Here is a 12,380-nt window from a genome sequence, read left to right as displayed (position 1 = left end):
TCCCCACCGCCGCGACCGTTAAGCGGTTTGTTTCAGGGAGTTATTTGACAACCCCCCGGAACATGAGCTTGCCGCCGCCACCGGCCGGAATGGGTTTCTGAAAGGCCCAGCGGATATGCGTGACATCGGCGGGCTGCGCGGCGCGCCGGCTGCCGTCGGGCAGCGCGACCGTCAGGTCGGCAAGCAGTCCCCAGTTCCGGCCGCCGTCGACCGAAACGAGCGGGCTGCTCGCGGCGTCGGTGAAGCGGATCGCATCGGGAAGCGGATTGGTGACGACGAAACGCTCGGCCGGGCGCGCGCTGGCGTTGCGATAGTCGAGCACGAAGACGAGCCGGTCGCCGGGCGTGACGACCTTGGGCTCCTCCAGCGAGACGCGCTGCTTGCCGGCGGCATCGGTGGTCACCCGTTCGACGAACACGCTGTTGGCCAGCGCGACCTGGTCGGCGGCGAGCGCCTGGCCCGGCAGGCCCGCGGCGAGCAACAGAAGAATGGCGGTGCGCATGGACTTCTCCATCAGTTGATTTTCGTCTGGAAGGTGACGGTGCGGGTTTCGCCCCCGGCGACGGCGCCCAGAGCCACATGGACCCGCGTTCCGTCATAATCGCCCGAATCGCCGTCGGCGGCGTCGGACAGCGCCGTGCCGCCCAGCCTGATCGAGCCGGCGACATAGCTGGTGTCCGCCGGGACCGTGTCGGTGATGGCGAGACCGTTGACCGATCCGCTGCCGTTGACCGTGGCGGTGATCGCATAGGTGATGGTGGCGCCGGGAACCGGTTCGCTGCCGCCGAAGGGGTCGGCGACGGTGGCGACCTTCACCAGCGCCACGGTGGCGGACGAGACCTTGAACGCGCCGGCATCCTGCCCGTCGGCGCCGGTCGATCCGACGACCGCGTCGCCGCCGCCCTCGCCCAGGCCGGCGAAACTGGTGCCGGGCGTGCCGGTTCCGGTCTTGGCGGCCGCGGTCAGGCTGACGATGCCGCGATGGCCGTCGCTGACGGTGCCCGGCGTCGTCGCGAGCACGAAGATCGTGACGCTCTCGTCGGGATCGAGCAGCGGGTCGTTCGCGCCCGGCGTATAGAGCGTATCGGTGCCGGCATCGAAGACGCCGTCGCCATTGTCGATGTAGATCTGGGTGACGGCCGGATCATAATCGTCGCCGCCGCCGTTGGCGACCGTGCCGAGCACGAAGGCCTCCTCGCCATTGCCGTTGTTCGTCACCGAGAAGGTGAGCCGCTGCTCGGTCGCGCCCGGCGTCGTGACGACGTCGCCCGGGTCGCTCGAATCGACGGTGACGTCGAGCAGTTCGTCGACGCGCAGGTCGACCTTGTTCGAATCGATCGTCTGCGGTCCCCCGCCATTGTCGAAACTGGCGGTCGCGGTGTTGCTGATCGTGGAACCGGCACGGGTGCCGGCGGCCTGGGCCTGCATCGGCACGGCCAATGCCGCGAGCAGGACGAGGGAATAAGGGAAGGGTGTACGAAGCGGTCGCTGCGCGCCCCCCACAGGCGCTTTTACCATGATATGTGACTCCGAAGGCTGGTCCGTGCCGACGGTCATCGCGGAAAAAGGAAAATTTCTGGTTAAATTGCCGGTAGGGACGCGGCATTCTGGCTCGAAACAGGACAGGATGGTTTTTCGCGTCTCGCCTCAGCGGCCGGCTGGCGCGGTCCGGGAAACTCGCTTAAGACGAAGCGGTTAACCAGGAGGCCCACGTGAGCGAGGACAGGGGGAGGAAGGGCGCGCGCCCGGCGCGCGGCAATCCCCTGCAGCAGATCGAGATCGACGATTTTCGCCGCGATCGGCTGCTCGCGGCGCTGGCGCTGATATTGGGCGCGTCCTTTTGCCTCGGGCTGCCCTTCGCGCTTCAGGCCGGCGCCGAATTCTTCCTGCCGCTGACCGCCGCGATCGTGATCGCCATCGCGCTGGTGCCGCTGCTCGAATGGCTCGAACGGCGCGGCGTGCCGTCGGCGCTCGCGTCCTTCCTGTCGCTGTCGGCCTTCCTGATGCTGGTGAACGCCGCGCTGGCGATCATCGTCGTTCCCGCGACCGGCTGGTTCGCGCGGCTCCCCGAATCGATCCCGCGCATCCAGAGCAATCTCGCGCCGCTGATCGACTTCTATTCGACGTTGCAGAAGTTCGTCGACCGGACGCTGACCTCGGTCGCGAGCGGGACCGAAGCAGCGTCGCAGGCGGTCGCGGCGACCGCGCCGACCTCCGTGGTCGATTATTTCATCTCCGCCGCGCCGTCGGCGGCGATCCAGCTCTTCTTCGCGGTGCTGGTGATCTTTTTCTTCCTCGCCGGCTGGACACGGCTGCGCAAGGGAACGATCCGGCGCCGCGGCAGCTTCGACGGCGCGATGCAGACGGCGCGCGTGATCCAGAATGTCGTCGATGCGACGGCCGACTATCTGGCGACGATCACGATGATCAACGCGATCCTGGGCCTCGTCGTCGCGCTGCTGCTTTGGGCGCTGGGCATGCCGTCGCCCTTCATGTGGGGCGGGATCGTCACGTTGTGCAACTTCGTACCCTATCTGGGCCCGATCGTCGCTGCGACTTTGCTCGGGCTGGGCGGGCTGATGACGTTCGACGCGGTCGGATTCGCGCTGCTGCCCGCGCTGATCTTCGTCGGCGTCCATCTGGTTGAGGCGAATCTGATCACGCCGCTGGTCCTCGGACGGCGGCTGACGGTCAATCCGCTGCTGATCCTCGTCTCGCTGAGCTTCTGGGGCTGGGTCTGGGGGGCGCCCGGCGCGCTGCTCGCGGTACCGCTGCTGCTGATTCTCCAGACGGTGCTGCAGTCGACGGGAACCCCCGATCTGGCCGGTTTCCTGTTCGAGCGCGGCACGTTGACGACAGTGGAGGAGATGCGCGACCGGTTAAATCGCACCGAGATGGAAAGCGACGGTTGACAGGTCGGGACAGGGGCCATATTGGCGCGGCTCCCAAGCGCAAGCGGGTGTAGCTCAGTTGGTTAGAGCGCCGGCCTGTCACGCCGGAGGTCGCGGGTTCGAGTCCCGTCACTCGCGCCATTCCCTGTCCAAGGCGGGAAGGCGCCCCTCCCAAAAATATCTGGAAAAACCGTTGCGCTGTCGTCGACCGAAGCCGTTCGGCCTCGATCTATCCGCGCCAGCGGCCGAGTTCCATCCAGCGCAGTAGCGGTTTCAGCGGCAGCACCCACACGATCCCCGCCACCAGATAGAACAGGCCCTGCACCAGCACCGGCCAAGTGCCGACCCACGGCGAAAGCGCGACGACGATCGTCGCCCAGGCGACGATCAGCAGCAGGATCAGCGCGATTCCGGCGGGCTTGCGCCAGCTTGGCTGGGGATCGGGGGCAGCGGTCATAGACGGTCTCCACACAGGATGAATTCCTGTTCGGTCCATATGGCATCGAGCGGCGCGTCGAGCGCCGACACGGGAAGCGCGTCCACCTCCTGCACCGACCATCCGACGCCGATGCGGGGGAGGGACGGGTGGTCCGCAAGGAAGCGGTCGTAATGCCCGCCGCCCTGCCCGAGGCGGCCGCCGTGCCGGTCGAAACCGACGAGCGGGACGAACAGGATCGACGGGATCGCGCTTTCGGTGTCGGGGCCCGGTTGCGGTGAGCCCCACGGCCCGCGCACCAGCGCCGCACCCTTCGGACAGTGCCGGAACGCCATGGCGGCGTCGCGCGCCGCATGATGGGGCAGCGCAAGCGCGCCGCGCGCCGCGATGCCGGCCAGCGCGGGCAGGATGTCGGGTTCATCGCCCCACGGCGCATAGCCGCCGACCAGCGGCTCCTCCGCCAGCCGCTCGGCGAGCGGGGCGGGCAGCGCGCGGAAGGCGGCGAGCCGCGCCATCGGATCGAGATTCGCCGCGAAATGCCGGCGCCGGAAACGCAGCCTGTCGCGCAGTTCCTGTTTTCGCTGCGCCAGGTCGGGGGCCGGGTCGGTCATCGCCTGTCGCAGCCTCTCTTGCGCGGTGGGTGGCGGGACCACCGTGGTCGTTTGCCGGAAAATCCTCTGACGCCAGTAACGTCAGGTGGGGGCCATGTACGTCGGACCAGGGTCCGGGCAGGGACAGCTCCCTTGGATGATGTATCGCCTCAGGGATATTCGCAGCGGCTCGTGCCGGGCAGTGCCCGCCGCCCCCTATCTAGGGATGCCGGCGCCCGGTCTCAACCCATTCCGTCAGGGCATCCGCTCGGCCCGGTCGGCGAGCGCTTCGATCCGCTCGGCGATCTGGAGCAGGGCACGGTCGTGGGGGTTGCGCGGTGGCGGCGCTGACGCCTGCCGTGCGGCGTTGAGTTCGGCGCGCAGCGCCTGCTCGCGCGCCTCGGCTTCGCGCAGGGCGTCGTGCGCCGCCGCCTCGCGGCTTTCGGCGAGCGCGACTGCGGCGCGCAGCGAATCGGACTGGGGTTCGGCCTTTTCGGCCTTGGCCCGCGCCTCGTGCGCCTCGTCGGCGAGCAGAAGCGCGGTGAACAGCAGCTGGCGGACTTCGGTTCCACCCTGGATCGTGCGCGCCTTGGTGTCGACGATCCCCGCGAGCTGGTGAAGCCGCTCTTCCTGCCCGTCGGCGCAATGCACGTCATAGGGGCGGCCGGCGATCTGGAGCTTGACGTCAGCCATGTTTCGCCTCGTTGATCAGCCGGTCGAGTTCGCCGATGACCGCCGCAACCTCGGCTTTCAGGGCGCTTTGACTGGCGGTTTCGGACGGTGCGGCGGCAGGAGCCGGTCTGCTTTCGCGATCGGCCAGCGCCTTTTCGATCCGGCTCAGCGCCCGCTCGATGCGGCCGATGGCCAGGCTGGATTCGTCGAGATCGAGTTCCATGACCAAGGGTTAGCAGCGCCGCGAAGGGGGTGCAATCGCCTCTCCACGCCGAAATGCGGGCGAAATTCTGCCGCGAGCGGTTGACTCTGGGCACTGCCCCCGCAAAGGGCTGTCGCGCAACCAGCCTGTCCACTCCGGGGGAATGATGACACTGCCCGAACGTCAGCTCGCCAACGCGATCCGCGCGCTCGCGATGGACGCCGTCCAGGCCGCGAACAGCGGCCATCCGGGCATGCCGATGGGCATGGCCGATGTCGCGACGGTGCTTTATTCGGATTATCTGAAGTTCGATCCCAGCGATCCGGCATGGCCCGATCGCGACCGATTCGTTCTTTCGGCGGGGCATGGCTCGATGCTCGCCTATGCGACGTTGCACCTCGCGGGCTATGCGCATCCGACGATCGACGAAATCCGCGCGTTCCGCCAGCTGCACAGCCCGTGCGCAGGACATCCCGAGAATTTCGAGCTGGCGGGCGTCGAGATGACGACCGGGCCGCTGGGGCAGGGGCTCGCGACCGCGGTCGGGATGGCGATCGCCGAGCGCCATCTGAACGCGATCTACGGCGACGAGCTGGTCGACCACCGCACCTGGGTGATCGCCGGCGACGGCTGCCTGATGGAGGGCATCAACCACGAAGCGATCGGCCTGGCCGGACATCTGGGGCTCGGCCGCCTGATCGTGATGTGGGACGACAATCGCATCACCATCGACGGCTCGACCGACCTGTCGACGAGCGAGGATGTGCGGGCGCGCTATGCGGCGACCGGCTGGCACGTCGAAAGCTGCGACGGGCACGATCCCGCCGATATCCGCCGCGCGATCGACGCCGCCATCGCCGACGGCCGCCCGTCGCTGATCGCCTGCCGGACGCTGATCGGCTTCGGCGCCCCGAACAAGCAGGGCACCGCGGCGACGCACGGATCGCCGCTCGGCGCCGACGAGATCGCCGCGGCGCGCGCCAATCTCGGCTGGACGGCCGAGCCCTTCGTGATTCCCGCCGACATCGCCGAAGCGTGGCAGGGGTTCGGCGCGCGTGGCCGGGCACTTCATGCCGAATGGAATGATCGGCTTGCAACGAACGGGAATAAAAAGGAATTCGAAGATCGGCTAAGCGGCAAGGTCGCGCCGGGCGACGCTTTCCGCACCTATCTCGACTCGCTGGTGGCCGAACCGCCCAAGGTCGCGACGCGCAAGGCGTCGGAAAATGCCCTGACCGCGCTCACCGCCGATATCGCGGCGCTCGTCGGTGGCAGCGCCGACCTGACGGGTTCAAACAATACCAAAACGTCGTCGACCAAGCCGTTGACCAAGGACGATTATTCGGGCCGCTATATCTATTATGGCATCCGCGAGTTCGGCATGGCGGCGGCGATGAACGGCATGGCGCTCCATGGCGGCGTCATCCCCTATGGCGGCACCTTCCTGGTGTTTTCGGATTATTGCCGCGGTGCGATCCGCCTGTCGGCGCTCCAGCGCCAGCGCGTCGTCTATGTGATGACGCACGACAGCATCGGACTGGGCGAGGACGGTCCGACACACCAGCCGATCGAGCATCTGCAGTCGCTGCGCGCGATGCCGAACCTGCTCGTCATGCGCCCCGCCGACGCGGTGGAGGCCGCCGAGTGCTGGGCGATCGCGCTCGCGCAGGACAATCGCCCGACGCTGCTCGCGCTGACCCGCCAGAACCTGCCGCCGTTGCGGCATGACGTCACCGAAAATCTTTGTTTGAAAGGCGCTTACCGCCTTCGCGACGCAGCGGCGGCGCGCCGCGTCGTGCTCGTCGCGACGGGTTCGGAGGTGTCGCTTGCGCTCGACGTTGCCGAGCGGCTCGAAGCGGCGGGGCAGGGTGCCGACGTCGTTTCGATGGTCTCGACCGAATTGTTCGACGAACAGGATGCCGCCTATCGCGCCGACGTCCTGCCGCGCGATGCGCTGATCGTCTCGATCGAGGCGGGCACCACCTTCGGATGGGAACGCTATACCGGCCGCGACGGTCTGCGCTTCGGCATCGACAGCTTCGGCGCTTCGGCGCCGATCGACGATCTCTACCGGCATTTCGGCCTGACCGCCGATGCCATCGCTCCCCAGATCCTGGCCCGGCTCGGTCAATAAGGACCCGCCCGACCTCTTCCGCAGAAAGGACGTTTCGACATGGCAGTGAAAGTCGCAATCAACGGTTTTGGACGCATCGGCCGCCTGGTGGCCCGCGCGATCCTCGAACGGCCGGACTGCGGCCTCGAACTGGTCGCGATCAACGACCTCGCCGATGCGAAGGCGAATGCGCTGCTGTTCAAGCGCGACAGCGTCCACGGCCCGTTCCCGGGCGAGGTCAAGGCCGAAGGCGATCAGATGATCGTCAATGGCAAGGCGATTCGCGTGACCAAGGAACGCGATCCCGCGAACCTGCCGCACGGCGAGCTCGGCGTCGACATCGCGCTCGAATGCACGGGCTTCTTCACCGACGCCGAAAGCGCGGGCAAGCACCTCGCCGCCGGCGCCAAGCGCGTGCTGATCTCGGCCCCCGCCAAGGGCGTCGACCTGACCGTCGTCTATGGCGTCAACCATGACAAGCTGACCGCCGATCACAAGATCGTGTCGAACGCGAGCTGCACCACCAACTGCCTCGCGCCTGTCGCCAAGGTGCTTCACGAGGCGCTGGGGATCGAGCGCGGCCTGATGACCACGGTCCACGCCTATACCAACGACCAGAAGATTCTCGACCAGATCCACAGCGACATGCGCCGCGCTCGCGCCGCCGGCATGTCGATCATCCCGACGACGACCGGCGCCGCGCGCGCGGTTGCTGAGGTGCTGCCCGAGCTCAAGGGCAAGCTCGACGGTTCGGCGATCCGCGTGCCGACCCCGAACGTCAGCCTCGTCGACCTGACCTTCACGCCGGGCCGTGACACGAGCGTCGAGGAAGTGAACAAGATCCTCAAGGATGCGTCGGAAGGCGCGCTGAAGGGCGTCCTCGCCTATTCGGACGAGCCGCTGGTGTCGATCGACTATAATCATTGCCCGGCCAGCTCGACGGTCGACAGCCTCGAAACCTCGGTGCTCGAAGGCAAGCTGGTTCGCGTCGTCAGCTGGTACGACAATGAATGGGGCTTCTCGAACCGCATGGTCGATACTGCGGGCGTGATCGCCGGGCTGCTGTAAGGCAATTCGCATATCGTCATTGCGAGGAGCGCAGCGACGAAGCAATCTCCAGCCATGGCGCATGAGCCACCGGCCGGAGATTGCCGCGGCCCCTTCGGAATCTCGCACCGACGGGATATAGAGACGCGAAGATGCTTCGACGCGATCGGGGCGAATGGAGTTGAATATGGCCGGCTTCAAAACCCTCGACGACATCGGCGACGTTACCGGCAAGAAAGTGCTGGTGCGCGTCGACCTCAACGTCCCGATGTCCGACGGCGCGGTCACCGACGACACGCGCATCCGCGCGGCGATGCCGACGATCCGCGAACTGTCCGACAAGGGCGCGATCGTGCTGCTGCTCGCGCATTTCGGGCGGCCGAAGGGAGCGAAGAATCCCACCCAGTCGCTGAGCCTCGTCATCGATGCGGTGATCGACGTGCTCGGCCATTCGGTGATGTTCATCCCCGACTGCATCGGCGAGGGCGCGAAGGCCGGCGTCGCGGTGCTCGCCCCCGGCGACGTCGCGGTGATGGAGAATACGCGCTTCCACCCCGGCGAGGAGAAGAACGACCCCGCCTTCGCCGACGCGCTGGCCGAGGTGGGCGACCTCTATGTCAACGACGCCTTCTCCGCCGCGCACCGTGCCCATGGCTCGACCGAAGGCATCGCGCATCGCCTGCCGGCCTATGCCGGGCGGGCAATGGAGGCCGAGCTCAAAGCGCTAGACGCGGCGCTCGGCAACCCGGCGCATCCCGTCGCGGCGGTCGTCGGCGGCGCCAAGGTGTCGACCAAGATCGACGTGCTGCGGAACCTTGTCGGCCGGGTCGATCACCTGATCATCGGCGGCGGCATGGCGAATACCTTCCTCGCCGCGCGCGGGGTCGATGTCGGCAAGTCGCTGTGCGAGCACGATCTGGTCGAGACCGCCAACGCCATCTTCGACAGCGCCGATAAGGCCGGATGCACGATCCATCTGCCCTATGACGTGGTGGTCGCGAAGCAGTTCGCGCCCAATCCGCCGACGCGCACCGTCAACGTCCACGAGGTTGCGGCCGACGAGATGATCCTCGACGTCGGCCCGGCGGCGATCGAGGCGCTGGGCGATGTGCTCAAGACCTGCCGCACGCTGGTGTGGAACGGGCCGCTCGGCGCCTTCGAGACGCCGCCTTTCGACACCGCGACGGTCGCGCTCGCCCGAACCGCGGCGGCGCTGACGCGCGAAGGGTCGCTGACCTCGGTCGCCGGCGGCGGCGATACCGTCGCAGCGCTCAATCACGCGGGTGTGGCGGACGACTTCACCTTCGTCTCGACCGCCGGCGGCGCCTTCCTCGAATGGATGGAAGGCAAGCCGCTGCCGGGTGTCGATGCGCTGAGGGTCTGACGCGGCCCCGCGATTTGCTTCCTGTCGGGGCGCGGGCTATCGCTCCCCCAATCTATGCAGCCCAATGGAGATGACATGACTGCCGCCAATGCCGAGATGCTGGACAAGATCAAATCGGGTCAGGGATTCATCGCCGCGCTCGACCAGAGCGGCGGCTCGACGCCCAAGGCCCTGAAGGGCTATGGCATCGACGAAGGGGCCTGGTCGGACGACGAGGAGATGTTCGGGCTGATCCACGCGATGCGCAGCCGCATCGTCACCGCGCCCTGCTTCGGCGGCGGCAAGGTGATCGGCGCGATCCTGTTCGAACGCACGATGGACGGCGAGGCCGGCGGCAAGCCGGTGCCGGCGCTGCTGTGGGAGCGTGGCGTGGTGCCGTTCCTGAAGGTCGACAAGGGGCTGGAGGCCGAGGCCGACGGCGTCCAGATGATGAAGCCGATGCCCGATCTCGACGCGCTGTGCCAGCGTGCGGTCGCCAAGGGGGTGTTCGGCACCAAGATGCGCAGCGTCATCAACCTCGCCAACCCGGCGGGCGTCAAGGCGATCGTCGAGCAGCAGTTCGCCGAGGCGAAGCGCATCGCGGCGCACGGCCTGGTTCCGATCATCGAGCCAGAAGTGAACATCAAGAGCGCCGAGCGTGCCGCGGCGGATCGCCTGCTGCTCCAGGAAACGCTGGCGGCGCTCGATGCGTGGGACGGCGCGCCGGTGATGCTGAAGCTGTCGCTGCCGACCGAGCCCGGCCTGTTCCAGCCGCTCGTCGACCATCCCAAGGTGCTGCGCGTCGTCGCGCTGTCGGGCGGCTACAAGCGCCCCGAAGCCTGCGTCGAACTGGCCAAGAACCCCGGCATCATCGCGAGCTTCAGCCGCGCGCTGCTCGAAGACCTGCGCGCCTCGATGGACGACGCGGCGTTCGACGCCTCGCTGGGCGGAGCGATCGACGAAATCCACGCCGCCTCGGTGGCTTGATGAGCGACAGCTGGCGAGCCGTCGATGCCTATATCGCCGGGAAACTGCTCGGCGATGACGACGCGCTCGCCGCTGCGCTTGCGAACAACGAGGCCAATGGCCTGCCGCCGATCGACGTTTCGGCGGCGCAGGGCAAGATGCTGTTCCTGCTCGCGCAGATCGCGGGCGCCCGCCGCATCCTCGAAATCGGGACGCTCGGCGGCTATTCGACGATCTGGCTCGCGCGCGCGCTGCCCGAAGACGGCGAGTTGGTGACGCTGGAGATCGAGGAGGCGCACGCCCGCGTCGCGCGCGCAAATCTCGATCGTGCGGGGGTGTCGGATCGGGTCGATATCCGCGTCGGGCCGGCGAGCGACAGTCTCGCCGCGATGACCGGCGCGGCGCCGTTCGACTTCGTCTTCATCGACGCCGACAAGCAGGGCAACGCCCATTATGTCGCCGAAGCGATCCGGCTCGGCCGCAGCGGTACCACGATCGTCGTCGACAATGTCGTGCGCGAAGGCGGTGTGCTCGATCCGGACAGCGGCGATCCGCGGATCGACGGCACGCGGGCGCTGTTCGACATGCTGAACGCCGACGCGCGCATCGACGCGACCGCGGTGCAGACGGTCGGCGTCAAGAAATGGGACGGGTTCGTCCTGGCGCGAGTGCGCTGATTTCTCGCCGGAGCAGGCGGGGGCCCGGGCGCGCTGATACCACTTGGCAATTCTTCCCTTTCGGCAGTTCATCGTTCCCCGGCGAAAGCCGGGGTCCACGCGAGGTAGGGCTATGCCATCTGGACCCCGGCTTTCGCCGGGGAACGAGCGCCGACGTTCCGACCGATTGCCTGCGTGGAGCGCTACAGCCCGCCGTCGAAGCGGAACGAGAAGCGATAATCCTCGGGCGCGATCGCCGTGTCGGTGCGTCTGTCCGGGCGCACCGCCAGCAGGCGGACGCTGCCGTCGGCGAGCGGGGTCGCTCCGCCCAGCATGACCTCGAACGGCTGTTCTTCTCCGGTCGGGCGCAGCCACAGCATCTTCACCCGCACCCGCCCCGCATGAACGCAGCGCACGTTCGCTGGACACCGGCTGTCCTCCAGCACCTCCTCCGGTTGCACGATCGGGCCGTCGACGTAGGCGCGCTGGCCGAGCGCGACGTTGCTACCGTCGGGAAGCGGGGCCTGCTGGCCCGTCGCGGCGCAGGCCGAGAGGGCGAGAGCGGGGAGGAACGCGAGAGAGGGAAGCTTCTGCATTTGCCGGACCATGAACGCGCCGCTATGAACCCGCCATGACCACGCCAGCCTGCCAGCTCTACCTGATTTCCCCGCTCGACGTCGGGGGTGATTTTCCCGAGAAGCTCGAGCAGGCGCTGGCGGCGGCGCCCGTCGCGGCCTTTCAGTTTCGCGTCAAGGATGCGACCCAGCACGAAGCCGCCCGGCTCGCCGAACCGTTGCAGGCGATCTGTGCAGCGCACGGCACCGCCTTCATCGTCAACGACGACATGGCGCTTGTCCGGCGGATCGGCGCGGACGGCGTGCATCTGGGGCAGGGTGACGGCGATCCGAAGGAGGCGCGCCGCCTGCTGGGGCCGCAGGCGCAGATCGGCGTTACCTGCCACAACAGCCGCCATCTCGCGATGGAGGCGGGCGAGGCGGGCGCCGACTATGTCGCGTTCGGCGCCTTCTTCCCGACCAGCACCAAGGCGGTCGAGCATCGCGCCGATCCCGAGATATTGACCTGGTGGCAGGGGTTGTTCGAGCTGCCCTGCGTCGCGATCGGCGGCATCACCACCGACAATGCGCGGATACTGATTGATGCGGGCGCCGATTTCCTCGCGGTGTCGGCGGGCGTGTGGGCTTATCCCGGCGGTCCCGCAGAGGCGGTGCGGGCGTTCGCCGCGATCCTCGACCTCCGGTCGGGGGGATAATCCTTTCCCGGCTCGTCGGCCTCCTCCGCCTCACGGCGCGGCGCGGCCGCGTCCTTGCGCCAGCCGAACAGGCCGGCACAGGGCGCATGGTGCGGCTGTGCGCCGGGCGGGGCAGGGGGCGGATGCAGCGTCATGCGAAACACTATGACGACGGCGGAAATCGGAATATTGGAT

14 protein-coding genes and 1 tRNA gene are annotated in these 12,380 nt (G+C 67.8%); 8 read left to right on the top strand and 7 right to left on the bottom strand.

Annotated features, from left to right (window positions below; genetic code table 11):
• Positions 1-40: 40 nt before the first annotated feature.
• Together C3E99_RS08210 and C3E99_RS08205 are read right to left on the bottom strand one after the other, a co-directional pair.
• Positions 41-502 (bottom strand): DUF11 domain-containing protein, encoded by a 462-nt coding sequence (locus C3E99_RS08210; protein WP_158682201.1) that lies wholly within the window; start codon positions 500-502, stop codon positions 41-43.
• A gap of 11 nt (positions 503-513) precedes the next feature.
• The gene (locus C3E99_RS08205; protein ID WP_076077828.1) at positions 514-1,518 is read right to left on the bottom strand and encodes a DUF11 domain-containing protein; all 1,005 of its coding nucleotides are present in this window, start codon (positions 1,516-1,518) and stop codon (positions 514-516) included.
• A gap of 194 nt (positions 1,519-1,712) precedes the next feature.
• On the opposite strand from C3E99_RS08205, the gene C3E99_RS08200 reads away from it, so the two are divergent.
• Together C3E99_RS08200 and C3E99_RS08195 are read left to right on the top strand one after the other, a co-directional pair.
• Positions 1,713-2,912, top strand: coding sequence for an AI-2E family transporter (locus C3E99_RS08200; RefSeq protein ID WP_082796981.1), 1,200 nt, complete (start codon positions 1,713-1,715; stop codon positions 2,910-2,912).
• Between the two features lie 43 nt (positions 2,913-2,955).
• Positions 2,956-3,032, top strand: a tRNA-Asp gene (locus C3E99_RS08195).
• 88 nt (positions 3,033-3,120) lie between these two features.
• Here C3E99_RS08195 and C3E99_RS08190 read toward each other — a convergent pair.
• The 4 genes from C3E99_RS08190 to C3E99_RS08175 form a co-directional block, all read right to left on the bottom strand.
• The gene (locus tag C3E99_RS08190) at positions 3,121-3,348 is read right to left on the bottom strand and encodes a DUF2842 domain-containing protein (RefSeq protein WP_067106677.1); all 228 of its coding nucleotides are present in this window, start codon (positions 3,346-3,348) and stop codon (positions 3,121-3,123) included.
• The gene (locus C3E99_RS08185; RefSeq protein WP_067106675.1) at positions 3,345-3,938 is read right to left on the bottom strand and encodes a 5-formyltetrahydrofolate cyclo-ligase; all 594 of its coding nucleotides are present in this window, start codon (positions 3,936-3,938) and stop codon (positions 3,345-3,347) included. Before C3E99_RS08185 ends, C3E99_RS08190 begins: the two co-directional genes overlap by 4 nt.
• Before the next feature lie 234 nt (positions 3,939-4,172).
• Complete coding sequence (locus C3E99_RS08180) at positions 4,173-4,610, bottom strand: cell division protein ZapA (RefSeq protein WP_076075275.1); 438 nt, start codon at positions 4,608-4,610, stop codon at positions 4,173-4,175.
• Positions 4,603-4,812 (bottom strand): hypothetical protein, encoded by a 210-nt coding sequence (locus tag C3E99_RS08175; RefSeq protein WP_076075278.1) that lies wholly within the window; start codon positions 4,810-4,812, stop codon positions 4,603-4,605. The genes C3E99_RS08180 and C3E99_RS08175 overlap by 8 nt, the downstream gene beginning before the upstream one ends.
• Before the next feature lie 145 nt (positions 4,813-4,957).
• On the opposite strand from C3E99_RS08175, the gene tkt reads away from it, so the two are divergent.
• From tkt to C3E99_RS08150, 5 genes are all read left to right on the top strand, one after another.
• Complete coding sequence (gene tkt / locus C3E99_RS08170) at positions 4,958-6,925, top strand: transketolase (protein ID WP_076075280.1); 1,968 nt, start codon at positions 4,958-4,960, stop codon at positions 6,923-6,925.
• Between the two features lie 39 nt (positions 6,926-6,964).
• Positions 6,965-7,972, top strand: a complete 1,008-nt coding sequence (gene gap / locus C3E99_RS08165) for a type I glyceraldehyde-3-phosphate dehydrogenase (RefSeq protein WP_076075283.1) — start codon at positions 6,965-6,967, stop codon at positions 7,970-7,972.
• A 166-nt stretch (positions 7,973-8,138) separates the two neighbouring features.
• Complete coding sequence (locus tag C3E99_RS08160; RefSeq protein ID WP_067106659.1) at positions 8,139-9,335, top strand: phosphoglycerate kinase; 1,197 nt, start codon at positions 8,139-8,141, stop codon at positions 9,333-9,335.
• A gap of 75 nt (positions 9,336-9,410) precedes the next feature.
• Positions 9,411-10,301, top strand: a complete 891-nt coding sequence (locus C3E99_RS08155) for a fructose bisphosphate aldolase (RefSeq protein ID WP_082796980.1) — start codon at positions 9,411-9,413, stop codon at positions 10,299-10,301.
• Positions 10,301-10,957 carry an O-methyltransferase gene (locus C3E99_RS08150; protein ID WP_104959673.1) on the top strand — a complete coding sequence of 219 codons (657 nt, stop codon included), beginning with the start codon at positions 10,301-10,303 and terminating at the stop codon, positions 10,955-10,957. Before C3E99_RS08155 ends, C3E99_RS08150 begins: the two co-directional genes overlap by 1 nt.
• A 182-nt stretch (positions 10,958-11,139) precedes the next feature.
• Here C3E99_RS08150 and C3E99_RS08145 read toward each other — a convergent pair whose 3' ends face one another.
• Positions 11,140-11,544: a hypothetical protein gene (locus tag C3E99_RS08145; protein ID WP_158682199.1), complete on the bottom strand. Its 405-nt coding sequence runs from the start codon at positions 11,542-11,544 to the stop codon at positions 11,140-11,142.
• A 23-nt stretch (positions 11,545-11,567) separates the two neighbouring features.
• Here C3E99_RS08145 and thiE point away from each other — a divergent pair, with 23 nt between their 5' ends.
• Positions 11,568-12,206 (top strand): thiamine phosphate synthase, encoded by a 639-nt coding sequence (gene thiE / locus C3E99_RS08140; RefSeq protein WP_076075291.1) that lies wholly within the window; start codon positions 11,568-11,570, stop codon positions 12,204-12,206.
• Positions 12,207-12,380: the final 174 nt, after the last annotated feature.

Source organism: Sphingopyxis sp. MG, from assembly GCF_002953155.1.
Classification (GTDB): Bacteria; Pseudomonadota; Alphaproteobacteria; order Sphingomonadales; family Sphingomonadaceae; genus Sphingopyxis; species Sphingopyxis granuli.
This window is presented reverse-complemented; position numbering and strand designations above follow the sequence as displayed.